At 57.3% G+C, this 26,668-nt stretch carries 25 protein-coding genes; 18 read left to right on the top strand and 7 right to left on the bottom strand.

What is annotated here, in order from left to right; translation table 11 throughout:
• Positions 1 to 72: 72 nt before the first annotated feature.
• The 4 genes from WX88_RS11805 to WX88_RS11785 form a co-directional block, all read right to left on the bottom strand.
• Positions 73 to 828, bottom strand: a complete 756-nt coding sequence (locus tag WX88_RS11805) for an acyl-CoA desaturase (protein ID WP_046244578.1) — start codon at positions 826 to 828, stop codon at positions 73 to 75.
• A gap of 386 nt (positions 829 to 1,214) precedes the next feature.
• On the bottom strand, positions 1,215 to 1,925 hold the full coding sequence (locus WX88_RS11800) for an RluA family pseudouridine synthase (protein WP_046244577.1): 711 nt from the start codon (positions 1,923 to 1,925) through the stop codon (positions 1,215 to 1,217).
• A 220-nt stretch (positions 1,926 to 2,145) separates the two neighbouring features.
• On the bottom strand, positions 2,146 to 2,961 hold the full coding sequence (gene panB, locus WX88_RS11795) for a 3-methyl-2-oxobutanoate hydroxymethyltransferase (protein ID WP_046244651.1): 816 nt from the start codon (positions 2,959 to 2,961) through the stop codon (positions 2,146 to 2,148).
• A 756-nt stretch (positions 2,962 to 3,717) separates the two neighbouring features.
• Entirely contained in the window at positions 3,718 to 6,921 is a 3,204-nt protein-coding gene (locus WX88_RS11785; RefSeq protein WP_046244575.1) for a putative LPS assembly protein LptD, read from the bottom strand.
• Between the two features lie 79 nt (positions 6,922 to 7,000).
• Here WX88_RS11785 and WX88_RS11780 point away from each other — a divergent pair, with 79 nt between their 5' ends.
• The 13 genes from WX88_RS11780 to WX88_RS11720 all read left to right on the top strand — a co-directional run bounded on the left by WX88_RS11780 (position 7,001) and on the right by WX88_RS11720 (position 18,267).
• A complete protein-coding gene (locus tag WX88_RS11780) occupies positions 7,001 to 7,846 on the top strand; it encodes an N-acetylmuramoyl-L-alanine amidase family protein (RefSeq protein WP_231590683.1) in 846 nt (281 codons plus the stop codon).
• 138 nt (positions 7,847 to 7,984) lie between these two features.
• Complete coding sequence (locus WX88_RS11775) at positions 7,985 to 8,992, top strand: MlaD family protein (protein ID WP_046244574.1); 1,008 nt, start codon at positions 7,985 to 7,987, stop codon at positions 8,990 to 8,992.
• Between the two features lie 181 nt (positions 8,993 to 9,173).
• Positions 9,174 to 10,802 carry an acyl-CoA carboxylase subunit beta gene (locus WX88_RS11770; protein WP_046244573.1) on the top strand — a complete coding sequence of 543 codons (1,629 nt, stop codon included), beginning with the start codon at positions 9,174 to 9,176 and terminating at the stop codon, positions 10,800 to 10,802.
• 153 nt (positions 10,803 to 10,955) lie between these two features.
• Positions 10,956 to 11,522 (top strand): hypothetical protein, encoded by a 567-nt coding sequence (locus tag WX88_RS11765; RefSeq protein ID WP_052732608.1) that lies wholly within the window; start codon positions 10,956 to 10,958, stop codon positions 11,520 to 11,522.
• A gap of 112 nt (positions 11,523 to 11,634) precedes the next feature.
• Positions 11,635 to 11,760 carry a hypothetical protein gene (locus WX88_RS31770; RefSeq protein WP_262489838.1) on the top strand — a complete coding sequence of 42 codons (126 nt, stop codon included), beginning with the start codon at positions 11,635 to 11,637 and terminating at the stop codon, positions 11,758 to 11,760.
• A 307-nt stretch (positions 11,761 to 12,067) separates the two neighbouring features.
• Positions 12,068 to 12,781, top strand: a complete 714-nt coding sequence (locus WX88_RS11755; protein WP_046244571.1) for a hypothetical protein — start codon at positions 12,068 to 12,070, stop codon at positions 12,779 to 12,781.
• Between the two features lie 263 nt (positions 12,782 to 13,044).
• Entirely contained in the window at positions 13,045 to 13,902 is an 858-nt protein-coding gene (locus WX88_RS11750) for an ABC transporter ATP-binding protein (RefSeq protein WP_046244570.1), read from the top strand.
• Positions 13,886 to 14,677 carry a hypothetical protein gene (locus WX88_RS11745; protein WP_046244569.1) on the top strand — a complete coding sequence of 264 codons (792 nt, stop codon included), beginning with the start codon at positions 13,886 to 13,888 and terminating at the stop codon, positions 14,675 to 14,677. The genes WX88_RS11750 and WX88_RS11745 overlap by 17 nt, the downstream gene beginning before the upstream one ends.
• A gap of 15 nt (positions 14,678 to 14,692) precedes the next feature.
• The gene (locus WX88_RS11740; RefSeq protein ID WP_046244568.1) at positions 14,693 to 15,085 is read left to right on the top strand and encodes a GntR family transcriptional regulator; all 393 of its coding nucleotides are present in this window, start codon (positions 14,693 to 14,695) and stop codon (positions 15,083 to 15,085) included.
• Positions 15,082 to 15,822 carry a hypothetical protein gene (locus tag WX88_RS11735; protein ID WP_046244567.1) on the top strand — a complete coding sequence of 247 codons (741 nt, stop codon included), beginning with the start codon at positions 15,082 to 15,084 and terminating at the stop codon, positions 15,820 to 15,822. The genes WX88_RS11740 and WX88_RS11735 overlap by 4 nt, the downstream gene beginning before the upstream one ends.
• 158 nt (positions 15,823 to 15,980) lie before the next feature.
• Entirely contained in the window at positions 15,981 to 16,766 is a 786-nt protein-coding gene (locus WX88_RS11730) for a DUF2490 domain-containing protein (RefSeq protein WP_046244566.1), read from the top strand.
• A 312-nt stretch (positions 16,767 to 17,078) separates the two neighbouring features.
• Positions 17,079 to 17,333, top strand: a complete 255-nt coding sequence (locus tag WX88_RS11725; protein WP_156176079.1) for a hypothetical protein — start codon at positions 17,079 to 17,081, stop codon at positions 17,331 to 17,333.
• 100 nt (positions 17,334 to 17,433) lie between these two features.
• The gene (locus WX88_RS11720; protein WP_046244564.1) at positions 17,434 to 18,267 is read left to right on the top strand and encodes a transglutaminase-like domain-containing protein; all 834 of its coding nucleotides are present in this window, start codon (positions 17,434 to 17,436) and stop codon (positions 18,265 to 18,267) included.
• 102 nt (positions 18,268 to 18,369) lie between these two features.
• Here the strand turns inward: WX88_RS11720 and WX88_RS11715 are convergent, their stop codons facing one another.
• Together WX88_RS11715 and WX88_RS11710 are read right to left on the bottom strand one after the other, a co-directional pair.
• Positions 18,370 to 18,954, bottom strand: a complete 585-nt coding sequence (locus tag WX88_RS11715) for a redoxin domain-containing protein (RefSeq protein WP_197076762.1) — start codon at positions 18,952 to 18,954, stop codon at positions 18,370 to 18,372.
• A gap of 38 nt (positions 18,955 to 18,992) precedes the next feature.
• A complete protein-coding gene (locus WX88_RS11710) occupies positions 18,993 to 19,682 on the bottom strand; it encodes a 4'-phosphopantetheinyl transferase family protein (RefSeq protein WP_046244562.1) in 690 nt (229 codons plus the stop codon).
• A gap of 134 nt (positions 19,683 to 19,816) precedes the next feature.
• Here WX88_RS11710 and WX88_RS11705 point away from each other — a divergent pair, with 134 nt between their 5' ends.
• The 3 genes from WX88_RS11705 to folB all read left to right on the top strand — a co-directional run bounded on the left by WX88_RS11705 (position 19,817) and on the right by folB (position 22,520).
• Complete coding sequence (locus WX88_RS11705; RefSeq protein ID WP_046244561.1) at positions 19,817 to 20,758, top strand: WD40 repeat domain-containing protein; 942 nt, start codon at positions 19,817 to 19,819, stop codon at positions 20,756 to 20,758.
• A gap of 82 nt (positions 20,759 to 20,840) precedes the next feature.
• Positions 20,841 to 21,908, top strand: coding sequence for a DivIVA domain-containing protein (locus WX88_RS11700; protein WP_046244560.1), 1,068 nt, complete (start codon positions 20,841 to 20,843; stop codon positions 21,906 to 21,908).
• Positions 21,909 to 22,139: 231 nt separating this feature from the next.
• On the top strand, positions 22,140 to 22,520 hold the full coding sequence (gene folB, locus WX88_RS11695) for a dihydroneopterin aldolase (protein WP_046244559.1): 381 nt from the start codon (positions 22,140 to 22,142) through the stop codon (positions 22,518 to 22,520).
• 9 nt (positions 22,521 to 22,529) lie between these two features.
• On the opposite strand, the gene WX88_RS11690 is transcribed toward folB, so the two are convergent.
• The gene (locus tag WX88_RS11690; RefSeq protein ID WP_046244558.1) at positions 22,530 to 23,192 is read right to left on the bottom strand and encodes a hypothetical protein; all 663 of its coding nucleotides are present in this window, start codon (positions 23,190 to 23,192) and stop codon (positions 22,530 to 22,532) included.
• Between the two features lie 179 nt (positions 23,193 to 23,371).
• On the opposite strand from WX88_RS11690, the gene WX88_RS11685 reads away from it, so the two are divergent.
• Together WX88_RS11685 and WX88_RS27565 are read left to right on the top strand one after the other, a co-directional pair.
• Complete coding sequence (locus tag WX88_RS11685; RefSeq protein ID WP_046244557.1) at positions 23,372 to 23,797, top strand: BlaI/MecI/CopY family transcriptional regulator; 426 nt, start codon at positions 23,372 to 23,374, stop codon at positions 23,795 to 23,797.
• Positions 23,784 to 26,624, top strand: coding sequence for a M56 family metallopeptidase (locus WX88_RS27565; protein ID WP_052732607.1), 2,841 nt, complete (start codon positions 23,784 to 23,786; stop codon positions 26,622 to 26,624). The genes WX88_RS11685 and WX88_RS27565 overlap by 14 nt, the downstream gene beginning before the upstream one ends.
• Positions 26,625 to 26,668 lie beyond the last annotated feature (44 nt).

Raw genomic sequence — 26,668 nt, 5'->3', positions numbered from 1 at the left:
ATTAACTAGCGGTAATATAAAAAAGCCCTGGCATTGCAGCCAGGGCTTCGAATATTCTCTGGATAATCAGCTTTAGGCTGGTACTGCGACACGTTTAGCTACTTTCCGCTTCAACTTGATGACGCCAATTTTATTCAGAGTCCAGATGACCGAATAAGTTGGGTCAAGCTCCCACCATTTCACGCCGAAGTTGACGCGCATGGGCAGCTTGTGGTGGTTGTTCTGAAATAATTCACCAAAAGCCAGGAAATCGAGGGCCAGGGTGTTTTTCGATTTGTCGTTGTTGTCGAAGTTTTGGTAGCCGTACTTGTGGCCACCCCAGTTAACAATGGCGCCGTGAATGGGCCCCATCAGAAAGTGAATCGGGAGCAGCAAGTACTGCCACCACGCCGTGGCGAAGTTGATGTAAAACAGCACATAAGCCGTGCCCCAGCCAAGACGGGAATACCACTTATCACCCAAATTCTCAATAAGTTTCCATTCTGGAATGTCGCCCTCAAAGCGCGTGGCTAACTCGTGGTTATAATGCAACACATCGTTGTAGATGTTTTTGGTCTTCCACATCATGTCGAACGCATTGTTCGAGAAATGGGGTGAGTGCGGGTCTAGCGCAGTATCGGAATAGGCGTGGTGCATGCGGTGCAGCAGCGCATAAGCTCGCGGCGACAGGAAGCTGCTGCCTTGACAGATGTAGGTAAAAAGGAAGAAGAATTTCTCCCAAAACCTATTCATTGTAAACATTTTATGTGCCGCATAGCGATGCAAATAGAATGTTTGTGTGAACAAGGATAAGTAATAATGGGCAACGAAAAAAATGAGGATAGCCATAAGTAGAAACAAGCTGAACTGCCCGCAAAAGCAAAAAGCCAAGCGTAAGGTTCAGCAGTAGTAACGCAAAATTACGGCCGGTGTGCGGGCAGATGGCTGCTCAGTTGGCACAAGGCCAAAATGTTGCACGTGGGGCGGCGCCTTTGCTCTATCGCTGTGGACTGATTACAACTTTGGTGCTGCGCGCTGCTGTGGGGCTAACTCGTTAGGGCGCCGTTTGACCGAGCGCAGCAAAGGCTGCGCCCTACGTGCTAGAGCCGTTTCGGCATCAGTGTACGGCGAGCCGTAGCGCGAACTCTGTAGTTCGCGTACCTGAACAAGGCCCGAACGGCGCGGGCACGCGAACTACAGAGTTCGCGCTACAGTACACCGACTCCGAAACCGCTCTAGGTGTAAAGCTCGCGGGCAGCGTCCCAGTGTGGGGCATCTGGCAGAGGCGCAACAAAGGTCATGGCTTCCTTCGTGACGGGGTGCTGCAATTGCAACTGGCGGGCGTGAAGCGCGATGCTTACATCGGGCAGGGGCGCGATGAAACCGTACTTTACGTCGCCCACAATAGGGGTGCCGAGACCGGTGGCCAGCTGTGTCCGAATTTGATGCGGGCGGCCTGTGACTGGGTTTATCCGAAGCAGATAGCGGTTGCCGGCCTGGCCCAGCAGTTCATAGTGCAGCTCAGAACGCAAGCCCTGGGAGTGCTTTTCGGGGTAGGCTTTGGTGACGTTGCGAACGGTATCTTTTACCAGCCAGTGCACCAGCGTGCCATTTTCGGGTACCGGAGGCTTGCCGATGAGGGCCCAGTACGTTTTCGACATCTGATTGTCGCGAAACATCTCGTTGAGGCGGCTGAGGGCCTTGCTGGTTTTGGCCAAGACTACAATGCCACTCACGGGGCGGTCGATACGGTGCGCCACTCCGATGAAGGCTTCACCAGGCTTCTTGTATTTGAAGCGCAGGTACTCAGCGGCTTTTTTAGAAAGCGGCTCGTCGCCGGTGGCGTCGCCCTGCACGAGCAGGCCGGCGGGCTTGTTGATGACGAGGAGGTGGTTGTCTTCAAACAGAATTTCTCTGCCTTCGGACCAGATGTTGGGACGATTCACGCGGCGGGTGCGGGCGGGATATTTGGGGTATCAGCAGGGGCGGGGCCGGGCCCACTTGGGGCTACCGCACGTCGTCAGACCACACTCACCGGGCGCTCCGCACTTGCTTTTATTGGGACGAAGATACGAATCTGTGCCGAAGCGTGCCGGCCCCGGGTCAAGTGCTGGCCGGGGGCCATCAGTGGCTTCGACGGGCTTGTATCCCGATTTGAAAATTGTTCTAATAGCCCTCCTCCTTGCTGGGGAATTCGCGACTTTTTACGTCCGCTACATAGTGCTCCACGGCGGCAGTCATAATGTCGTGTAGCTCGGCGTAGCGGCGTAGGAAGCGGGGCTTGAATTCTTTGGTAATACCCAGTAAGTCATGCACTACTAGCACTTGCCCGTCCACGTCGGGTCCGGCACCGATGCCGATGACTGGAATGGTTAGCTCCTCGGCAACTTGCTTGGCGAGGGCAGCGGGTATTTTTTCGAGCACCAAGCCGAAACAGCCGATTTCCTGAAGCAAGCGGGCATCTTCGAGCAGCTTCTGAGCCTCCGATTCTTCCTTGGCCCGCACGCTGTAGGTACCGAACTTGTATATGCTCTGAGGTGTGAGGCCGAGGTGGCCCATGACCGGGATGCCCGCCGTGAGAATGCGGATAATGCTGTCCTTTACTTCGGCCCCACCTTCGAGTTTAACGCCGTGGCCGCCACTTTCCTTCATGATGCGAATAGCGGAGCGCAATGCCTCGGACGAGTTGCCCTGGTACGAGCCGAACGGCATATCTACGACCACGAAGGCCCGCTTCACGGCCCGCACCACCCCCTGGGCGTGGTAGATAATCTGGTCGAGGGTGATGGGCAGGGTGGTTTCATGGCCGGCCATGACATTGGAGGCCGAGTCGCCGACGAGCAGCACATCGATGCCGGCGCCGTCGAGGATTTGGGCCATCGAGTAATCGTAGGCCGTGAGCATCGAAATTTTTTCCCCCCGCTGCTTCATGGCCAGCATTTGGTGGGTGGTAATGAGTTTGACTTCCTTGTGCTGAGACATGGGGCGGGCTGAGAGATGGCAAGTGAGGAAAGCCGGCGCGGCCAAGCGGCGCTTTCGTGGGGCAAAGCTGCCAACAATTTCGTTATAGCGCATCGTTGAGCCTACAAAATGCCCAAACCCCTAGCCTCAACTGCTGACTTTGAAGCGGCAGAGCTTTTGGCCCGGGCGGTGTCTGAGCTGTCTTAGATATCCCGAAATGCCTTATAAACCAGCATATATACCATCAGTCATTGCTTGGTGCCCTCTCAAACAGCGCGAAGACGCAAATAGGACCTTGAATTTATCGCTATGATAATTGGAAAAAGCGCGGGGTGCTTGGCCTACACCAAAGCCAGCAGCTCGATAGGGTCCGAGACTAGCATCACGGGCACAGGAGCCGACTCGCTTGTCTGGAGTACAGCCATGAATGTGACCGCATCGAATGAGCCCCGAAGTGGACAACCAAGAACTACTAAATCAGGTTGGATGAGCCGAATGGCTTCCAATACTTGCTTGCTGCAAGCAGCCATTATGATGACCTCGTGGCCAGCCCTGTGTAGGCACGCCTCAAGAACGGCAGCCCGCTGGTGGTCGTCCTCAGTCAGTAACACACGCATTGGAGAAGAGCTCATGAGTGCAGCCGGCGTTATTTCATATGTTAAATACGCAGCTTGTAATCCGGCTATGGTGGGGGTTTCGCTCAACTGCAGCCAGACGTGGACAAACGCCGCTGCTACCACCATGAACGGTAGGTGGAACCATTGTTCTGACGGCAATCTACTGGTACTGGGCGTAGCGGTTGCGGTTTAGCTTCAAGTCCTGCAACAAGCTGCTCTTGGCCGCAATGGTGAAGTTGTAACCTTTGGTGATGCCAAAGGGAATCCAGGTACCGTTGATTTGCCAGCAGTGCAGGTCGCGGAAGAAGGTTACGTTAGGGTAAGTCACGGTCCCGTTTGTGATATCATAGCCTAAGTTGTAGCTCAACCGAAGGTTTTCCGTGAGCTTGACCGAGCCGGTAAGGCCAACCGTATTTAAAGCCAGGATAGGCGGGCGGCCATTTCGCTTGATGAATTCAGTAGTCAGCGGGATGTTGTTGGCGGTGTAGCCGGCCGCATAAGTGAGGGCCAGTTCCCAAGGGATGTCGAAGTCGACGTAATCGGCATAAAAGTTAGGCTGGCCTACCGTTCCCAGAGTGGGGTCGTTGGGCAGGGCCACGGGCCGGGGTACCACACTTTTTTTCTTGCCCGTGGTAGGATTAAAGCTGTAAGTAGCCCCAAAGGTGGCGGAGGCTAGGCGCAACAGCTTACGAGGATCTGCCTCAAACAAAAGCTTATTGACGGGACGGCCCTGGCTATCGCGCTGATAAGGCTCAAAGCTAGCGGTGCTGTTGAGGTTGAGCTTTTGAGCTATTTGAGTACGGAAAATGACGCCGAGGGGCGAGAGCTGCAGCGAGTCGGCGGCAAAATTATAGCCAATGTTAAAGTCAAGGCCGTCAATCAGACTAACCTTGCGGAAAGGGTTGAGACCGGTAGTGTCGTTGGGGTCCCGTACCTTCATTTCTATAGAGTTTTGTAGGCTGAACGTTACTTGACTCTGCTTGCTGCCACCGGGGGCACCATAAACGAAGCCGTTATACCGGTCGAAGGAATAAGTATTGATAGTGGTGATGGGTACCGGTAGGTTGAACTGGTCGAGCAGCAGCGACCTGGACCTGTCATTTGGATCAATTAGAATACTGCTGCCCGGCGTCCGCACGCTACTCCGGCTGGCGAGGTCCGGCGCATAATTATAATTCATACTGGGCGTGACCTTGTGCCGCAGCGCCTGGATTTTGTGCGTGCCCTTGCGCACTATGGTACCGTAGAAAGTAGTATTCAGGCTCACGGACCCCGAATAGCTATTAATACGGTTGAACCCATAGGTGGTATCAATGCGCACTGCCTGGGCTACCGGGCTGAAGCTGTACCTGAGCCGTTGAGCATACCAGACCTCACCGTACGTAACCGAAGGGGTTAATTGAATATGAGGCCCTAAACGATACGAACCCAGGTTGATGCCAAAGTTGTGTTGTAAGCCGTTGCGGCTGTTAAGTAATAGTTTTCCAATATTGCTGAAACTGAACGGGATAGTGGTCTGGGCGGTAGTGCCACCGAGCAGGGGTAGACCATTAGAGAGCGAACGAGGAGTTATAATATTGCGCACTTCATTGCTGGCCTTCATGTCGTAACTGATAGTAAACTGCTCGTAAGTACTGGCGCCAAAATTGCCCCCAGCCCCCGGCTTAATGCCAAACCATTGGTAGGGGTACTGCCGGTCCACCCCCAGGGTGAAGTCAGGGAGAGTGAAAGTCATACTGCCCTCTGTACCTTGAGATTGGCTGAGGTTGATTCGGTAGTTGACAGGTGAGTTGCGAATACGCTTAGAATAACTGATGTTAGAATTGAACTGCGTGGACACGTAACGCCTGGCATCGATGTTGTTAGCGCGAACGAAGCCGTTGGTACCGGCGTTCACGCTCGCCGAGAATTGCCCACCACCGGGCTTGGGCACGGGGGTGTGGTTCCAGTAAATCCAAAACGAAGTGGCTGCTGGTGGCCTGATGTATGCCGGGCCGGTGCTCACCTCACCTTCTCTATTCAAAATTGGAGTAGTGGGCCGGGTTGAGAAGCGCAGGTTGAAGTTGCCCTGGAAGGTGTAGCGCTTCAGGTATGAAATGTCGGCCGTGGCACCCCAGCCGCCGAAGGTTTGAGCATTGCCAGCGTAAACGTCACCAGTGAGGCGCACACCGATATAGTCGTTCGGCGCGAAGTAGTAGCCGCCGTTGGTGAGGAAGTAGCCGCGGTCGGCTGCCTGGCCGAAGGTGGGAATAATTACTCCGGAGCCCCGGCTTTTGCTGGGTGTGGGGAAGAAGCCAAAGAGGAAGCCCAGCGGCGTAGGCACGTCGCCAATCACGAGATTGAAGGGGCCTGTCACCACTTTATCCCCCGGAATAACCTTCATTTTCTTGGCCTGAATATAGAAGTGCGGGTGCTCTAGGTTGCAGGTAGTGTAGCGCCCCATTAGGCCATTAATGTCGCCGTTGGGCATGCGCTTGATGGTAGAGGCACTCACGAAGCCCTCTCCCTGCGTGGTCACGGCCTCGGTTACCTTCGCCTTTTTGCTCTTGAAGTTGTAGGCAATGCTGCCGGCCGTATAGAGGCCGCCCTTGTCCTTGAGCACGGGCCGCCCTTCCAGCTTATTGGTCAGCGAGTCGCGGCGGCCGTCGGCTTGCATGGTATTGGTGCCGTAGTTCACCGTAATGAGGGCGGCTTTCAGGTCCGTATCGCCGTAGGTCACGCTGGCCTTGTTGTAAAGGCGCGCCACCTTTTGGGTTACATCGAACTGAATGGAGTCCTTGGCGGAGTAGTTAATCGTGGTTTCAATCTGGCCCTTACGCTTGGCGGCCAACTGCAGCGAGTCGCCGGAGCGGCTCACGCCATTTACCAAGCCAGTCGAGTCGGTGGGGGAGGTGCCGGGTAGGCCGGTGGTGCCGCCGGGGGCCAAGGTATCGGGCACGGCTTGGTGCGAGGCACCAGGCACGCGCGACTGGCCGGTATTGCGCACGCCGGGCGGTGGCGGCCCCTGGGGGATGCTGGGGTCGGGCGAGATGTCGCGGACTGGTGGGGTAGGGGCGCTGCCCGGACGCTGGCCGGGCCGGGCGGTGGGCACGGCCTTGCGGGGGCGGACGTTAGTGGTATTCGGAGGGGCGGTGGGCACGGCCCGGATGGCGCGGGCCCGGTCTTTGCGCGCCTGAATTTTGGCGGCCCGGGCAGCCTTTTTGGGTTTGACGGGCGTTACGGTTTGCCCCCAGGCCGAACCAGTGAGACTAAAAACCAGTAGAAAGAGAATTTCCAGTCGGCCGAGGGAGGGCCAGGCTGGGCTGGTGCGGTATGGCCGGGGCCGATAACCGGCTTCAGAACGAAGGCCAAACCAAACAGACAAAGTAATGTAGCGTTTAATTGGTTTACTTTTGGGGCTTCTACAAAGGTAGCAGGTCGCTACCGCCCCTTCAACGAACGACGTGCGGATTATTGTCACCCTGGCTAGTATTGCCTTATTGCTGGTAGGCGCTGGAAGCGGGGAGTGGAACGCGGAGGCTCAGACCGCGGCCGATTCGGCCAGCTTCGCTCCCGATTCCGCGCTACCCACCCCTGTTTCTCCTTACCGCTACCGCCTGCGGACGGTGGTGCTCGATGCCGGCCACGGTGGCAAAGACCGGGGCTGCGCTGGTGCCTCGGCCCGTGAGGCCGACGTGGCGCTGGGCCTTGTGCTTGCCCTGGGCAAGCATATTAAGGAAAATATGCCCGACGTGAAAGTCATCTATACCCGCAAAACTAACGTGTTTGTGCCACTGGGCGAGCGGGCCGCCATCGCCAACCGCAACCACGCCGACCTCTTCATCTCCATTCATTGCAACGCGGGACCGCGCCAAAGCCACGGCACCGAAGTGTGGACCATGGGCCTGCACAAAAGCACCGCCAACCTGGGCGTGGCCCAGCGCGAGAACTCGGTTATTCTGCAGGAAAAGGACTACCAAACGCGCTACAACGGCTTCGACCCTCGCTCGCCACAGAGCCATATCCTGTTTTCGCTCTTTCAATCGGCATACATTACCAACAGCCTGCGCTTTGCGCAGCGGGTGGAACGACAGCTGCGCACCAGCGTGAAACGTCCCAGCCGAGGCGTGAAACAGGCGGGCTTTATCGTCCTTTGGAAGTCGACTATGCCGTCGGTGCTCATCGAATCCGGCTTCCTCACTAATCCCAGCGAAGAGCGTTACCTCAACGACAAAGCCAATCAATCGTATATGGCGGCGGGCATCTATCGTGCCTTCCGCGAATATAAGCGCGAGCTGGAAGGCGGTTAGCTTATATTGTTGAGTGTTAAATGTTGATTGTTAGATGCTCTCAGCCATTGTGTTTGCCAGGCCGTTGCATTCTCCCTTTCTCAATCATCCAACATTTAAAATTCAACACCCTACACTCAACATTCAACATTTCGACCCGTGTCTAAAGAAGTAAAAGTGGCGCTGCTCACCATCGTATCAATCGCCTCATTGGTTATTGGCTATAATTTTTTGCGTGGCAGCAACGTCCTCTCCTCCGATAATACCTATTACGCTACCTATCCCCGAGTTGATGGGCTGAACGTGGGCGCCTTGGTGATACTCAACGGCATTAAAGTGGGGCAGGTGAAAAGTATGGAATTACAGCCCACGAAGGGCAATACCGTGCGTGTGGCTCTCGAACTGAACAAGGATGTTGTGGTGGGCGACTCCACCACGGCCAGCCTGGGCGGCTCGTTGCTGGGCTCAAAGGCCATTACCCTCACGTTGGGGCGTAATTCGCGCCAGTATACCGGTGGCGAGGAACTGCGGGCCATTGCCGCCACGGGCATTGCTGATGCTTTTCAGGCCCGGGCCCTGCCCGTGCTGACTACCATCGACTCGACCCTGACCCGCGTGAATGGTTTCCTGAACAAAGACGCCCAAACCAACATCCAGCAAACGCTGGTTGGCGCTCGCGCCAGCACCGAAGCCTTGCAAAAGCTCATCACCGCCAACCAGGCTAACATCAACCAGATTACCCGCAACCTGGCCCAGATGAGTTCGGCGCTGAATAAAACCACCAACAAGCTTGATAAAATTGCCGCGAACTTCTCGCAGCTCTCCGACTCGTTGAAAGCGGCACCCGTGGGGCCGGCCCTGCGCCGCCTCAATGCGACCATGACCGATGCCCAAACTACCGTGGTCAGCCTCAACAAAGCCCTGAACGACAACACTGGTTCGATGGGCAAACTGCTCCACGACTCGACTCTCTACAACAACCTCGCCGCCACCACGGCCAGCTCCAACGACCTCCTGGTCGACCTCAAGGCCAACCCCAAGCGCTACGTACACTTCTCCCTCTTTGGCGGCGGCAAGGACAAGAGCAAGGTAGAAACCACCAAGAAGCCCGACGGCACGACTACCACCGAAGTGAAAAAGGTGGAAGCAACACCGACTGTCAGGTAGGGCGAAGCCTTTGCTTCGCCACGTTGCACGAAGCCCGCACGACAGCAATGCAAAACGCAGACGTGATGACGAAGACGCAGCAAAGGCTGCGTCCTACTCGTACCTTTGAAATCCGCCTCCGGGCGGATTTTTTTGTAGTCCGTATATCTATTCCTAATCCAAATCCCACCCCGCTCATCTTATGAACGTCGAGTTCAACCGCAACGAAGACCAACTCAAGCAACTCAGCTTTAACCTCAGCCAGAAGCTTCAAAAAGTAGCCCTCGGCGGGGGCGAAAAGCGTATTGCCGACCATAAGGCCAAAGGCAAGCTCACGGCCCGCGAGCGGATTGAATATCTTCTTGATAAAGGCGCGGCCCAGGTAGAAATCGGTGCGTTTGCGGGCGAGGGGATGTATAAAGAGGAAGGCGGTTGCCCCGGTGGCGGGGTGGTCGTAGTCATCGGCTATGTGCAGGGCCGGCAGTGCGTGGTGGTAGCCAACGATGCCACGGTGAAAGCCGGGGCTTGGTTTCCCATCACGGCCAAAAAGAACCTGCGGGCTCAGGAAATCAGCATCGAAAACAAGCTGCCGATTATCTACCTCGTCGATTCGGCCGGGGTGTACTTGCCGATGCAGGATGAGATTTTTCCGGACAAGGAGCACTTCGGCCGCATCTTCCGCAACAACGCGGTGATGAGCAGCATGGGCATCGTGCAGATTTCGGCCATTATGGGGCCTTGCGTGGCCGGTGGGGCCTATTTGCCCATCATGAGCGACGAGGCCATGATTGTGAACGGCACGGGCTCGGTATTCCTCGCGGGCTCCTACTTGGTGAAGTCGGCTATCGGCGAAACCATCGACAACGAGGCCCTGGGCGGTGCCAGCATGCACTCCGAAGTCTCGGGCGTGACGGACTACAAGTTCGATACCGATGAGGAGTGCCTGGACCACATTCGCAACATTTTTGACAAGATGGGCGGCCAGGCCACGGCCGGTTTTAGCCGCGTGGCGCCGGCCCAGCCCAAGCTGGATGAGCAGGAAATCTACGGCTTGCTGCCCGCAGACCGGGCCAAGCCCTACGACATGATGGACATCATCAGCCGCCTGGTCGACAACTCCGAATTTGAGCCCTACAAGGACCTCTATGGCCAGACGCTCATCTGCGGGCTGGCGCGCATTGATGGCTGGGCGGTGGGCATCGTGGCCAACCAGCGCAAAATTGTGAAGAGCAAGAAAACCGGCATGCAGATGGGCGGCGTCATCTACTCCGACTCGGCCGACAAGGCGGCCCGCTTCATCATGAACTGCAACCAGAAGCGCATCCCGCTGGTGTTTCTGCACGACGTGTCGGGCTTCATGGTGGGCAGCCAGAGCGAGCAGGGCGGCATCATCAAGGACGGCGCCAAAATGGTGAATGCCATGAGCAACTCGGTGGTACCCAAGTTCACGGTTGTAATCGGCAACAGTTACGGGGCCGGCAACTACGCCATGTGCGGCAAAGCATATGACCCGCGCCTCATCGTGGCCTGGCCCACCGCCCAGCTGGCCGTCATGAGCGGTGCGGCGGCAGCCAATACCCTGCTGCAAATCCAGGTGGCCAGCCTCAAAGCCAAAGGCGAAGTCATCACTCCCGAAGCCGAAAAGGAGCTGCTCGACCGCATCAAGGCCCGCTACGAGGAGCAACTATCGCCCTACTACGCGGCGGCCCGGCTCTGGGTCGATGCCGTGATTGACCCGCTGGAAACGCGCAAGGTGATTTCGGAGGGCATTGCGGCGGCCAACCATGCGCCGATTGAGAAGGCATATAATGTGGGGGTTATTCAGGTATGAGGTAGTGAAGCAGCTTTAGAAGTTCGCCAGAAGTTCGGCAAGCTCATGCTGAAGCCGAGCTCCTGGCGAACTTCTAAAGCTGCCTGGTTAAAAAAACACTCATAAGTCTAAGACCTTTGGATAAGAAAAACTCATCTACCTTCTCTCTAACATATGTTCTACTCTATTTCTAAGCAAGTCGCTAGCGTACTGGAGAAATCCAGAATTGTAAAAACAAGACTAGTTAATATTAAGAAGGAATTAACCAAGCCTGATAGTTTTTATAAGGGAGAGAATTTTGAGAATTACGTGGAAGATGTCCTGTTTCCACCAGATAGATATACCCTTATTAGGAGAACGGACACGTATGAACGGAATCGTAAAAGGTATTCGGAAGCATCTCAAGACCCGGATTTGTTATTTAGGTGTAAGCAGACGCAGAATAAGTTTGCAGTGGAGGCAAAGTATCGAACATCATTGATAAATGGGCAATTAAGATGGGCAAAGGGGTACCAGCTGGACCGATACAAGAAGTTTGAAAAGGAGAATGACGTGCCTGTTTTCATCGCTGTTGGGCTTCAAGGCTTGAGCACTAGGCCAGATGCAGTGTTTCTATTCCCGGTAAGAAAAATAAACTACTTCCATTTAAATTTTGACATCGCTTTGCAATATAAACTGTCAACCAGCTCTGTTGAAAGTACCCATCTATGGAAGTTAATAGGTTATAATAATAGAAGATAATGATTTGTATGGAATGCCTGTCCAGCATTCATCTAGGCCAAGTACCGCAAGTAGTATTTCCATAAACGGACTCGATATCATGGCCTAGGTGCCTTATTCAACAAATTCGATAATGAATCAAGTTGCTGATGATGGCAGTGTAGAGTTAAGTATACTTCCTATTGCATCTATAGGGTTAGACGGCCGCATCGTGGCCGTGCCACCCGAGGACATGCCCCCGGCCCCGCCGCTCGGCTGAGTCCATACTTGCCAAAAAATACAGAGGGCCGCAGGCCTGGCCTGCGGCCCTCTGTATTTCCTCCGGAGCACGGCAGGCCAGGCCTACGGTACTGAAAATTTTCTTCGGAAGGGCGAAGGCCTGGCCTTTGCTGCTCTGTATTTCCCTCTGGGCACAGCAGGCCAGGCCTTCGCCCTTGTGGGGGAGCCGCGGCGCTTGGGGCGCCAGCGGTGGTGCGGGGTAGGGCCGGGGAGGTGTTGGAATGCGGGTAATTACCGGTACATTGGCTGCGCAGTGCCGTTGCCCTAACCCCATAATTGCCATTAAGATGGAACCTACCCAACCCGCCGCTACGCCGGCCAAAACCAAGCGGCCCAAAACCCGCAACGTGCCGCAGGGCGACAAAGCGTTTTCCGAAGTTTTCGACCTGGCCGTGGCCGAGTGGGGCCTGCGCCCCCAGCTCACCCTGGAGTGGACCACCCAGGCCACAGCCGCCGCGCTGGCCACCAAGCTGCGCGAAGGCCTGCGCACCGCCGGCGATGCCGATGACGCCATCTCGCCCCAGGTTCAGCGCCTCGCCGAGCTCGATTTGCTGATTGACGGCAGTAAGAAAGAAGGCAAGCTGAAATACGTGAAAAAGGCCCTAGCCCTGCAATACGACGACGAAAACGACGGCCGCCCCTACTACGGCGAGTTCGGCATCGAGAAAATCGGGAGCACCTACACCCTGCCCCGCGACCGCGGCAAGCGCGCCGAGGCCCTACTCAAGCTGGCCAAGGCCGTGGCCGACCCCAAGCACGGCCTCGCCGATGGCAAGTATGGCAAGGCCTTCTGGAAAGCCATTGCGGACGAGTACAACGAGCTACAGCCCCAGGCCGCGAAAGCCACCGGCACCCGCGCCACCGAGGTCGTCGGCAAAGACCAGTTCCGCGAAGAGGCCGAGGGCATCTTCCTGGCGCTGCTGCTGCTCATCGAGGCCAACTACCCCAAAACCTATCAGGCCGAGCGCCGCAAGTTTGGCGTGCTGAAGGAGAGTTATTGAGCCGATACGTGCTACCCAGCCCGGCCCCATCCCCGCATTTGCACTGCCAGGGGGCGGGGTCGTTTGGTTTTTGGGACACGGCGTGGCCCGCAATGGCAGCTATAAGGCGCGCCCGGCGGCGGATGCCGCAATTAATAAACTGCCCTGGTGGCCCCGCCAGCGGCTTTTTCGAAAAAAAGAAAGGTAGAAGAGTGAGAGAATAGCGGAATGTTTCCTACGTTTGTAGTGTACTAGTAAGATAATACACTTAAAACAGTCCGCGCATGGTCCGCATCCGTAACCTTCACTTTGGGTATTCCAGACGAGTACCGCTCTTCCAAAACCTCAACCTGGCGCTGGACCGGGGCCACATTTACGGCCTGCTGGGCAAGAACGGAGCCGGTAAAACCACGCTGCTCAAGAACATGGTGGGCCTGGCTTTTCCATTGGCCGGCACCTGCCTTATTGACGACCAGCCGGCGGCCGAGCGGCGGCCCATGGTGCTGGAAGACCTGTTTTTTCTGCCCGAAGAAGTGCAGCTGCCCGCCCTCACGGCCGAGCAGTTTGTGGCGCACACGGCCGGGTTCTACCCCCGTTTCAATGCCGAGCAGCTGTATGAGTACCTGCGGGGGCTGGAAGTACCGCTAGGAGCGAAGCTGAACAAGTTTTCGCACGGGCAGCAGAAGAAATTCATGATTGCCTTCGCGCTGGCCACCAACACCGGCCTGCTGGTGCTCGACGAGCCCACCAACGGCCTGGACATCCCGAGCAAGGTGCAGTTTCGCAAAATCCTGGCCTCGGCCCTGAGCGAGGAGCGCTGCATGATAATCTCGACCCACCAGGTGCGCGACCTCGAAAGCCTGATTGATACCGTGGTGGTGGTGCACAACCGGGAAATCGTGCTCAACGAGGAAATCGACCAGCTGGCCGAGCGGCTCGCCTTCGTCACGGGGGCCGCGGCCGAGGCACCGGGCGCATTCTACACCGGCATGTCGGTGCGCGGGCCGGTGGCCATCCGGCCCAACGAGACGGGTGCCTACAGCCGCGTCGACCTCGAATTCCTGTTCAATGCCCTCACCACCGAAAGTTCTGCCGCCCTCCACACCTACTTAAATCAGTCGCGCCATGAGCCAGCCCAGTAATCAATATTTCAGCTTTTCCCGCTTCAGCCGCTTGTTCCGGCGGCACACCGCCGAGCACTGGTCGGCCTATGCCATGGCTGCCGCCGTTAGTACCGGCCTCCTGCTCCTGGTGATGGGGTTTGCTACTTACCTGCAAAATAGCGCGCTCAACAGCATGGGGCAAAGCGTGTTCTTTACCTTGTTTTTACTAGCGGGGACCAGCATTTTCGCCAGTAGTGTCTTTGCGCAGTTTGGGGAGGGGCGCCGGGCCACAGTGGCCCTGCTACTACCGGCGTCGCACCTCGAAAAATACCTTGTGGCCTGGATCTACTCCCTACCGATTTTCCTGCTCGCATTCATCCCCTTGTTTTATCTGGCCGATGCGGTGGTCGTCTACTCCGGCGCTGCACCGTGGCAGACGCCGGAATTATTCAATCTATTCACCGACTGGCGGGATAAGGTCGGCGTATTCTGGGTGCTGGCCGTGTTGCACGGCGTGGGGCTCTTCGGGGCCATCTACTTCGAGAAAATCCAGTTCATCAAAACAAGCTTTGCCATGTTCATACTGTTGGGTGTGGTGTGGGTCCTCAATTTTCAATTTCTGAAGCTGCTGATCGGGGCGCGACTAGGTCTGGTGCCGCCGTTCACCAGTCTGGTACTGATGGAGGAGGGGAATACAGTTTACACCTTATCAATCCCAGAATCCCAGCATAACTGGCTGATCTGGCTGCCCGTGGGCCTGGCCGTGCTGCTGTGGCTGGCGTCCTACTTCCGGCTTACGGAGAAGCAGATTTAACCGAATCAGTACAGTATGGAGTTCAATGATAACGAAGCCATCTACCTGCAAATAGCCGGGTACGTGAGTGAGCGCATTCTGCGGGGCCAATGGCCGCCCGACGACAAAATCCCGTCGGTGCGTGACCTGGCCGGCGAATTACAGGTGAACCCGAACACGGTGATGCGCACCTACGAATACCTGCAAAGCCAGATGGTGATTTACAACAAGCGCGGCATCGGCTTCTTCGTGGCGCCCGACGGGCCGCAGCGCGTGCAGGAGCAGCGCAAAGCCCGCTTTCTGAGCCAGGAGCTGCCCGCCTTTTTTCGCACCATTCGGCTGCTTGGCATTGCCTTGCCCGAGGTGCAGCAGCGCTACGAGCAGTTCCTGGCCGATTACCCAGAACCCGTTTCCATTTCGCAATCATGAAAAACAGTCTCAAGTTTCTGACCGCCGCCGGCCTGCTGCTGCTCGGCTCACTCACGGCCTACAATGCCGCTTTGCACACCGAATACACCCGCGGTAGTTATCGAGATACGCAAGCAAGCCGCTCGCGGGACTACACCAAGCTGGCCCTGAACAACTTCACGAAAGTGGCCGTACCAGCCGCCGCCGTCATCAGCGTTAAAATCATGCCTGGCCCGTACGAGGTGTGGGTAAAGAAGGAAGCGGCCGAATTTGTCCACATCACGCAACAAGGCCAGCAGCTGACCGTGGCGGTGGCTCTCCCCGAGGCCCAGAAAAACCTGGCGGCTAGCGAAACCGTGCTTATCCAATGCCCGCGCCTCAGCAGCCTGACCACGGATGGCGTATACACCATTGCAGGCAAGCCGCAGGCGAATAAAACCAATTCCAGGGGCAGGGTAGTGGTGCAGGGTTTCGTGCAAGACAGCCTGACCATGCGGCAGGACCGCGCCAGCTCGGTGCAGCTGGAGAACAACAAGCTGGGCTACCTGCGCGCCGTAGCCGGCGCCAGCCTGGGCAGCGGCTCAACGCTGAAGGTCAGCAAAGAAAACGCTATTGAGGCAGCCGATTTGGCCATTGAGCACCAAAGCCGGTTGGAGCTGGGAAGCGCCATTCCGAAGCTCCATTACCAGTTTTCGGACAGCGCCACGGCGGTATTTTCCGGTGGGGGCGCACGCAGCCTAAACGGAGCAGTTAGATGAAACCCTTGCGGCTTCGGAAGCCAATTGGTTGCAACAGTAAGGTCATGTAAACCGCCTCAGCAAACAGGCATCGGGCCCTAAGTGAGGGTATCTTTGCGGCCCATCATCCGATTCAGGATACTGCTTCACCGCTTGTTGTTTGTTTGCCGGTTTCATCGATGAGTAAAATTGCTGTTGCAGGGCTGTTGCTGGTGTTGCAAAGCCCGGTTGCCCGCGCCCAAACGGCCCCCAGCGCCACGCAGCCCTGGGGCAGCTGGTTTATCAGTACGGTGCAGCTGCCGGGCAGCATGGGACACAAGTGGGGCAGCTACGCCGAAGTGCAGGTGCGGACCAATAGCGTGTTCAGGCAGTATTTCTACAACGAGGTGAAGGTCGGGGTCAGTTACGACATCGACCCCAACTTCACCGTGCTAATTGGGGGCGGCCGCTACAGCACTTCCGATTATCAGGACCTGAGCGCCCACCCGCTCAACGTAGAAAAGCGTCTCTGGGAACAGCTGGTGCTCACCCAGTATTCGAGCCGCCTGAAGCTGGAGCACCGCTACCGCATCGAGCAGCGCTGGTTCCGCTTCCGCGACGACAGCACTTCGTTTCGGCAGCGGTTCCGCTACCGCCTCAATGCCTTCTTTCCGCTCAATAAAAAGACCATCACCGCCGGCACGGTATTCCTCTCGGCGTACGATGAAATTTTTCTCAACCCCAAAGGCCCCGTGTTTGAGCGCAACCGCGTCTACGGCGGGTTGGGCTACCAGGTGAATGCCCACCTCATCGTACAGGTAGGCCTCGTGAATCAGGCTAACTACAACCTGCCCGCCTACAGAGCCGGCCAATTCATCCCGCAGATTACGTCGGCCAAGAATAACGTGGTGCTGGCATTTACCTACAAATTTGCCCGCCGCACCGGCCAGCCCACGGAGCAGCAAATGCCCTCGCAGCAGGATTAGTACGGTGTGCATGCTCCCTGCATTCGAATCAGCCCCGCAACGTGAACTGTGTGAAAGCGCAAAAGCAAAATGCCCGGAGTCAAGCGCGTCTTTGGCGTCTCTATTTCTGTGATAAAAGTGGGCGTCATCAGGTCTGCCCTGCTAGCGGCTTATCTTTGAAGCGGATAAAATAAGAAGGATAGAGATTTATTTCAATAAATAGCTCCCTACTACTAGTAACAGCACCCGCATTTGCTGTAGGCCCAGCAGCGCCACCACGAAGCGCACCTGGCCGAGCGGGGCCCCGGCGACACCAGCCTGTACCCCCAGCCCGTGGCTCGCTTGCTCAACTACCTGGCCCGCGAAGCTGTGGCTAAACCGGCCGGCTTGCGAGGCTTCCGCGTGAGCGACCCCGGCCAGCTCAAAAGCGTGCTGCGCGAGGCCCTAGTGAAGCGCCAGGAACTGAGCATGCCGCCCAGCATCGACCGCCAGCAAGTGTCGGGCTTCAGCCTCTACGCGGTGAAAGCACTAATGAATGGGCGGGGCAGTGAGCTACTTGAGCTGGCCAAAACGAATTTGTTTCGGTAGGCTGTAGCGCGGACTATAAAGTCCGCGCTACAGAAACCCAAAAGGCCCTGCCGCGTGTTAATTTCGACGCTGCAACCCCACCGGTGGCCATTTTGCCTCTATGACCAATAAAGAAATCAAAGCCCTTATCTCGCTGCTCGACGACCCGGAAGTGGCGCCCCAAATCCAGGATAAAATTCAGAATCTGGGCGAAAGTATCATTCCATTTCTGGAAGAATCGTGGGAAGAAACCCTGGATTCGCAGCAGCAGCAGCGGCTGGAAGACTTAATTCATCACCTGCAGTTTGAGGGCTTGCAGCAGCGCCTGAAAGTGTGGCGCGAAGCCGGGGCCACCGACCTACTCGAAGGTATGTGGCTGCTGAACACCTACCAATACCCCGATGCCGACCTGCAGGCCCTGAACCGTGCCATCGAGCAACTGCGCTTCGAAGCCTGGACTGCCCTGCGCCCCGAAATGCACCCCGCCGACCAGGTTCAGGCCCTGAACCACATTATGTTCCGGGTGCACAAATTCGCGGCCAATACTCAGCACTTCCATTCACCAGCCAACTCCATGTTGCAGCGCGTGATTGAAACCAAGCGGGGCAATCCGCTCACCCTGTGCGTCATTTACCTGCTGGTAGCTCAGCGGCTGCACCTGCCGGTTTCGGGAGTCAATCTGCCCAACCTGTTCGTGCTCACCTTCCGCCCCGAGCTGCCAGGAGCCGAGCCGTTCTACATCAATTGCTACAACCGGGGTTTGGTGCTCTCGCGCACGGATATAGAGCATTATGTCAGTCAGTTGAACATTGCTTCAAACCCTATTTTTTTTGAACCCTGTACCAATCTCGACATCGTGCGCCGCGCCTTGCGCAATCTGCAAATGAGCTTTGAAAAGCTACAAGAGCCCGTAAAAGCTGCCGAAGTAGCAGTACTGCTGAGCATCCTGGAGTAAGTCGCTAACGCAAACACAACAAAAGCCCCGACTTGACAATAAGTCGGGGCTTTTGCATTTCATGGTTTGTCGCTGAGATGGTGCGTGGCGCGACCAAATACTTTACCGCTTAATCAAGCAGCCAGGGGCGCGCTTATCGGCTACTCCGGCGGGGCGGCCGGCTAGTAGGTTGTCGAGCACCTGCTTCAGATAATGCTGCTGCACGCTACTGGCAACCTGAGGGTTGTCGTCGATAGCACCCCGGTAACGGATGGCGAAGCTGCTACCTTCCGGCTGAAGTACTACGGCTTCGGCGGTTTTGCTCACGCCGAGCAGGCTGCTCACTTGCTGGCTGGCATCGGTGAGAGTTGGCAGCTCCACTTCGCCGGGGGCAGCGGTGCCGGGCGCGTCGATATTGATGGGCACGTTGATGAACAGAAATTGCACGCCGCGGCCACCATATGAGCTGCTGAGCGAGGCCAACCGTTCTTGGTAGAGGCGAGAGAAAGCGCAGGCCGGATTCAGAAATGCCACTACTACAGCCTTTTTGCCCGAGTAGCTTTTGAGGCTTACGTTGGAGTTGGTGGCGGTTTTAAGAGTGAAGTCGGTGACGGTGTTGCCCGATGATTGGGCCTGCGCTACGCCTACTACCAGTGTCACGGCCAGCAAGGCCATAGCAGTGAGAATAGAAATTCGACGAAAAGACATAGAGGAAAAGTAAGGCATAAAGGAAAAAGCGGTGGCGGCTACGAAGCCGGTTCGTGGCAATAGGTGAGAACGTAGCCGGGCGCGGGCTGCAAGTAGCAAACGCGGTGCCGCGTCTGAACGCCGTTTAGTATCAACGTAGCAGGGATTTCGCCGGATTCCTGCGGGGCAAAGTAACTCAGTAAAAGCTGGTTTTTGAAGATAATGCCGCGCTGACCCGCTAATTTGTAGAGCGTTTCTTTGGCGCTCCACAAGAGGGTGTAGTGGGCGGAGGCAGTATGAGGTGCCGCAAGCGTGATACTTTGAGCATCAGTCCATTCTTCCGTCCCTAGGAATTTACTCGCCAGCCGCTGCGCCTTATCGCGAATTATTTCTACATCGACCCCGACCCGGCCGCCTAGCGCCAGCACGGCCGCTACCCACACGCCGGAATGCGACAAGGATACGACCAAGCCCTGAGCTGTACCCACCAGTCGCGGACAGCCGGTGGTATCGTTTTGCACGAGCAAGTCATCTGGGAGCAAAGAGCTTACTTTTTTCGAAAGTGCGTGAACCAACCGCCGGCCGGCCAGCCACTGCGCCTGTCGGGAGGCATCGGCCGGGGCGGGTACTAGCACCTCATACGCCTCGCGTTGGGGCAAGTCCAGCCACAGTTCAGCAGGCGTTTCGGTGAGGTACCATAGGCCCAGCACGGCGGTGGGGGAGAGGCGCTGAACAGAGTGAAGCGGCATTTTATGATTATCGGTGGTTCACTGTCAACCGTCGGTTACGGGGCTATTGGCTACGGCATTTTATGCCCCAGTACCTGACAGCGAATAACCAACAACGAACAACTACCCGCGAAGCTACCTTTGCGGCGCTTGTTATGTCTGAAATTTTCCGCCCGCCCGTTACTAAAATTGCCACCTTGGCTGGCCACCGCGATGCGGTTTATGCCCTCACGGGCGGTGCTGGCAGCACCATCTATTCGGGTAGCGCCGATGGCATGGTGGTGGGTTGGGATGCCACCAATCCTGCTCAGGACGGTGTGCTGCTCGCCCGCGTCGAAAATTCGGTATACGCGCTGCGGTACTTGCCGGAGCTGGATTTTCTGGTACTGGGGCATAATTTCCAGGGTATTCAGGCCATTGATTTAACTGGTAAGCAGTTGATCCATGCTACGGCCTTGCCGCCGGTGGCCATCTTCGAGTTGGTGGTTTCTGCCAGCCGGCAGCGGCTGTACGCAGCATTGGGCGATGGCACGCTGGCGGTATTGACGGTACCCGATTTCCGGCTCGAAAAGCTCCTGCGCATTACCGATAAAAGCCTGCGCTGTCTGGCCCTGCACGAAGGCCGGGGCGAGCTGGCCGTGGGCAGCTCTGATACCCTGACCAGAATCCTGGACCTGGATTCGCTGTCAACCAAATTCACTTTGGGAGAAAGTACAAATTCCGTGTTTTCGGTAGCCTACTCGCCGGACGATGCCCGTTTGCTCACGGCGGGCCGCGATGCCCAAATCCGGACCTGGGACGTGGGCGCCGGCTATGCCCTGATGGGCACCGTGCCGGCCCACATGTACACCATCAACCATTTGGCATTTAGTCCTGATGGCCACTACTTGGCCTCATGCAGCCTCGATAAGAGTATTAAGCTCTGGGACGCGGCCACGATGACGCTATTGCGGGTGCTGGACCGTGCCCGCTCAGCTGGCCATGGCACATCCGTGAACCGGCTGGTTTGGCCGGGCGCTGAAAACCGGCTAGTTTCGTGTAGCGACGACCGCAGCCTAGCAGTTTGGGATGTAGGCGCTTCAGCTGATAGCCATTAGCTGTTAGCTTCTTTCAGCTCGATTTATTTGATTTCAACAATCCGAAAAGCTAATAGCCAACAGCTAAAAGCTAACCGCTAATATGAAAATTACCGCCCTTGATATCCGCCAGAAAACGTTCGAAAAATCCTTTCGTGGGGTTGATAAGGACGAAGTACAGGCGTTTTTAACCACCATTTCGCAGCAGTGGGAGCGGATGGGCGACGAAAACCGCGAACTGCGCCTCAAGCTCGAACACGCCCAGCAGGATGTGCAGAAGATGCGCGAGGTGGAAAGCAGCCTCTACCGCACCCTGAAAACGGCCGAAGACACCAGTAGCAACATCACCGAGCAGGCCCAGCGCGACGCTGATCTGCGCATTCGTGAAGCCCAGCTGCAATCGGAGCAGTTGCTGGTGGAGGCCCGCCAGCGCGCCCGCGCTGTAATGGACGAAGCCTACCAGCAAGCCGAGAAAACCGTAGCCGACATGCAGCGCGAAGTCAACGTGCTGGGCCAAGAGTGCCAGCGCCTGGAGCAGCAGTTCGACACCCTCGTGCGTGACCTGCACCACTTAGCTTCTGATGCCCTTGACAAAGTAGAAAAAGCCCGCAGCCGGCCCAAGGGCGGCACGGCAGCCATCCTTTCGCGGGCGGCACGCGTACAGATAGAGCGGCCGAAAGAACTGGTCGCCAACCTCACTCTTGAGCCCACGCCCGCTATGCAAATCACTACTGCTTCCTCTGTTTCGCCCGCCATTGCCGTAGCTGCGGCCGCGCCCGCTGCTTTCGTCCCGTCGGCTCCTGGCCGCTTCGATGAGCCCCGCGAGCGTGCTCCCGAAACCACTAGCTACAACCCCAAGCCCGGCCAGCAACCCGACCCCGGCGCGCCCGCCCAGACGCCCGGCCCTGACATTGAGCGTCCCGCCGCGCCGGCCGAAAACCCCGGCATTGCGCCCGCGCCGCACATCGACGAGCCGGCTCCCTCGCGCGTGCCCGAGCCCACTCCGCCATACGTGCAGCCCCCCACGCCCGATATTCAGCCGGTGGGGCCCAGTCACCCCGAAATTACGCAGCCTTCACCGGCCACCCACCCCAGCCAGCCAGGCATGGCTGCCGCTATGCCCGCCGCCGAAGTAGCAGTAGCGGAGAAGTCCTTCTTCGATGAAATCTAAAGTACAGATTTAGCCGGATTTTACCGATTGTTTGTTTCCTTGTTGGGAAGCCTTGTTCATTAGATAGATATGGGGTTCTCAGACCCGTAGCTGTGATAGAATTTGGAGGAAGCCTGTCTTTGGATGGGCTTTCTTTTTTATGCGGCAACCTTTGTAGTGCCAGCAGGTTGATGGGTGCTCGTTCGTCCGGTCATTCGCTTGCTAGCTTACACCATTTCACTACCTCACCACATGGGTCAAATTGCGCTCGAAGGGCTGGAGTTTTTCGCTTTCCACGGCTACTACGACGAGGAACAGAAAATCGGAAACAAGTACGGCGTGGACCTGTACATCACCACCAACCTGCTGGCGGCCGGCGAATCGGATAAGCTCCAGCAAACCGTGAATTACGAAGTACTATATCGCCTCGTAGCCGAGGAAATGCGCGCCCCCGCCCGTCTGCTGGAACATGTGGCCCACCGCGTGCTCGACCGCATCATGGCCGAGCTGCCCCATGTGCGGAAGGTGAAAATCAGCGTTAGCAAGTTCAATCCACCTTTGGGTGGTATCTGCCATCGGGCCCGCGTCACGCTGGCACGACGGCGCAAACAGCCAGCAAACAAGCAAGCCTAACCGACGGGTTTAGGAGCCGGTGCCACCCGCCGCCTCTATTTCGAGCCTGACCAGCTGCTCGGCCTGTCGATATTTTGCCGGGTAACCATCTTTACAAATGAGCTGAAAAACAGCGTCTTCACGGACCTTCTCCGTATCGTGGCTGAACTCCAGGGCGGCGGTTGGTAGAGCGTATAGCCGGCGGAGCGTTTGCAAAGCGTGGTAGCGCACCAGGTATTGCGCGTGATGCAATAGACGAAAAATTTGAGCAGTTATCGCTGTCCCGACGTGCGCGAGGGTGAAATACGCCCGAATGCCAACCAGAAAGTCGATTAGTTGATATTCGCTGGTGGTGTTGCGCAGCTCGTGCAGAAGCTGAGCTTTGTCAAGTGCCTGCGCATCAATCTGGGCGATGGCGTTGAGGGCATAGGTGGCCCAAAATGGAAGGCAATTGTGGAGCGCAGGTAGTGCGGCGCGGCTGCGCAGGTGGCCCAGCCCTAGCAGAGCACGCGGGTCGCCCGGCCGGGTTTGCACGGCGGCTAACAATTCAGTTTCGGCTTGCCCACGTTCGGCAATGGTGAGCTGGTCGAGGCAAATGAAGTCGGCTTCGTAGCCATCATGCCAGCCAAGGTAGTGGTCTACGGGCCCAAAGTATTGTTGGCGAAAGTAGGCTAGCCCAGTGGCCTTATCCATAGAAAGAAATAAGTGGCAGTGGGAATGAAAAATAATTTATAAAATTTATAAATTGTAAATCAATGTTTTATGGTTTTATACGAAATAATTCGTACTATGTTCTTGCAACTACGAAGCATTTCGTAACACCTTTGTTTTGTCCTACGAAACAATTCGTAGCAAATAGGCTTCATTTCGCTATGAGCAAAGCACCGCCCCCCAAACCTACGGATTCCGAACTGGAAATCCTGCACGTGCTGTGGCAGCACGGGCCCGCTACCGTGCGGGCTATCAACGACAGCCTTAGCCAGCGCCGCCAAGCAGAGGTGGGCTACACCACCACACTCAAGATTTTGCAGCTGATGCTGGAGAAGGGCTTGGTGCGGCGCGACGATGCCGACCGCAGCCACGTGTACCGGGCTGCGGTGCGCGAGCAGGAAACCCAAGGCTTGCTCCTCGATAAGTTCGTGGATGCTGCCTTCGGTGGCTCGGCCCTGAAGCTGGTGATGCAGGCCCTGGGCAGCCGCCAGACTTCGGCTGATGAGTTGGCGCAAATCCGCCGCCTGCTCAATGACATTGAAATTCAAAATTCCACCCCTAATCCCGACGAAGATGAACGCGCTTGAGAATTTCGTTTCGCCCGCGCTGACCCGGGCTTTAGGTTGGACGTTGCTGCATTCGTTGTGGCAGGGGGCATTGGTGGCGGCCGTGCTGGCCGGCGCGCTGCTGCTGCTGCGTCGGCAGCGGGCGGAGGTGCGCTATGTGGCCTCGGCCGGGGCACTGGGTATGGTGGTGGCGCTGGCCGGCATCACGTTTGGGCTGTATTTCAACGCGGGAATCAAGAAACCAGCCCCGCAGATAATGCCTGGCCCGAGTGCTGGCCGGGGCGAATGGGCGCCGCCCGCCGAAACATTGGTGCTGTCTACTTCGACTGCTGCGCCCAAACTAGTGCTAGCCAAGGTGCCAGCAGCAAATGCAACGCCGACGACCGATGTAAGTCAGGCAGCGATGACGGCTGCACCTGCCGCGCCGGAGTCGCGTGCTGCTGGCTCATTCACTCAGTCAATCAATCGGTATTTATTGACAGTGCTGCGCTATTTTGATAATCACCTGCCGTTGCTGGTGGTAGCGTGGCTGCTAGGCTTACTGGCCATGAGCCTGCGGATGCTGGGCGGCCTGCTATACGTGCAGCGGCTGCGGAGCTACCGGGTGCGGCCTTTGAACGCGGTGTGGCAGGAGCGGCTGGCTGCCTTAGCTAAGCGCAGTGGCCTGCGCCGGCCGGTGGCGCTGCTTGAGTCCGCGCTGGTGCAGGTGCCCTTGGTCGTAGGCCACGTGCGGCCCGTGATTTTGCTGCCTTTGGGAGCCGTAGCAGGCCTCTCGCCGGGCTACCTCGAAGCCATTCTGGCTCATGAACTGGCCCACGTGTTGCGCCGCGACTACCTCGTGAACTTGCTGCAAACGGTGGCAGAGGTGTTGTTCTTTTATCATCCTGCGGTGTGGTTTGTGGCCAACTGCGTGCGCACTGAGCGCGAGAACTGCTGCGACGATACCGCGACGGCCCTCGTCGGGGGCGACTCGCTGCGGCTGGCCTGCGCCCTCACGGCATTGGCTGAGTGGAGCCAGAGTGCGGTGGTACCCACCACGCCACGCCTGGCCCTGGCCGCCATTGGCAAGCACGGGGCCTTGCTGAACCGGGTGCGCCGCCTGGTACAGCGCCGCCCCGCTGCTCCCACGCTGGCTGAAGGCATTATGGCTGGCGCGCTGGTGCTGGGCGGACTAACCCTGCTCGGCAGCAGTGTGGTGCTGGCAACTCCACTGGCGCGGCCGGCAACCTCACCCCGCCCCGCGGCTTTTGACTGGCAGGCTGGCGCGGCGCCAACCGCGCTGACAGCCTTTGGGGATACCAGCAAGCGCGTGGCGGAGCTAGCCGCGGCTGCTCCAAATATGCCCATTACACTTTCAGCACCGAGTGAGTGGGCGGCCGACAGCAACCAGAATGAGCTCGGCGTGGGAGAAGCGACGACGGGAGACGGCGATACGATTGTACACCGCCGCATCAGCCGGCGCGGCTGGGGCCAGCGGCGTGAAACGCGCCGTCTCACCATCAACGGCCGTGAAGTGTCCGATGCCTTCCCTGGCAGCCCCGGCACGGTAGTTATCACGAAGGATAAGAAAGGCCGGCTTACTGACTTGATGGTGGATGGCCAGCGCGTGGAAACGGCCACGGGCAAGCTTAAAGGCAAAGATAAAAAGGACAAAGCCGTTGAATCGCAGGTCCAAATTATTCAGGTGCTGCCGCGTGAAGCCTCCGAAATGCGGGGCTACGCTTTCCGGAGCGGGAATAGTGGCGACGTAGAAAGGCTTGTGGAACGGAAGTTTTGGCGCAGCAATGACTACGCGCTCAAGCTTCACGATTTGACTCCGGACTTCAACAACCGGCGCCTGAGCCTGCAACGCGGCTATACGCGGATAACATCAATTCCCAATGGCTCATTAAGTCGCACGTATCGGCTCCAGCCCGGTTCCAGGCCCGATCCGACGGCGGGCCAGCGCGAGGCCCTGCGGGCCGCCGAGCGGGCCTTGCGCGAAGCCAGCGCCGTGAAAGGCCTGAGTGCCGAGCAGCGCAAGCGCATCGCCAAAGAGCTAAGCAATGTGCGGGCCCAACTCAAGCAGGTAGATAAGGCGGCTTCATTACAGCGATTGGGCCTGAATGGAGCCGACGAGAGCCGCGGTCGTGATGAAGAACTGCGCAATCGTACTGAGGAGCTTCGCGCCAGCCAAGAAGAGTTGCGCCAACGCCGTGAAGAAGTTCAGGAGCGCCTTCGTGAGGTGCAACAGGAACAGCGGGAACAAGCAAGCGAACGCCGGCGCGAGGAACGGGAGCAGCGCGAGCAGGAGCACGAGCGCCGGCGCGAGCAAAATGAGGTGCTGGTAAATGAGCTGCTGAAAGATGGGCTTATTAGGGACAAAGACAACTATCAGCTCAAGCTCACAACCCGCACGCTGGTGGTGAACGGCCAGGAGCAACCTCAGAAGGTGCTGGAGAAATACCTGAAGCTGTATGAACAAACCACCGGTCGCAAAATGACCCCTAACGGCTCGATGATGATAGTTCATAACGGCGACTCTAACAGCGTCAGCATTAGCGACGGGTTAATGCCGCCCACGCCACCAACTCCGCCTACCCCACCCACGCCACCAACTCCGCCCGCGCCCAAGTTAGCGATAAACGGCCCCAGCGTGGTGGTGAACGGATTGAAAATGCAGGACTTGCGTGAGGAGCTGCGTAAGGATGGACTGATTGGTCAGCGTGACAAGAACTTTCAGTTCAGCCTCAACAAATCAGGGATGACAGTAAATGGCAAGCGGCAGTCCGATGAGCTGGCCGCTAAGTACCGCGGGATGCTCGGCAAGAGCCCCGATGCGAACGTGACCTTTTCAATTAAGGAATAGAGACGAGGAGAACACCCGTAAAAGGCCGGCTTTCTGCGGAAGGC

The organism is Hymenobacter terrenus (assembly GCF_000972495.1).
GTDB lineage: Bacteria > Bacteroidota > Bacteroidia > Cytophagales > Hymenobacteraceae > Hymenobacter > Hymenobacter terrenus.
This window is presented reverse-complemented; position numbering and strand designations above follow the sequence as displayed.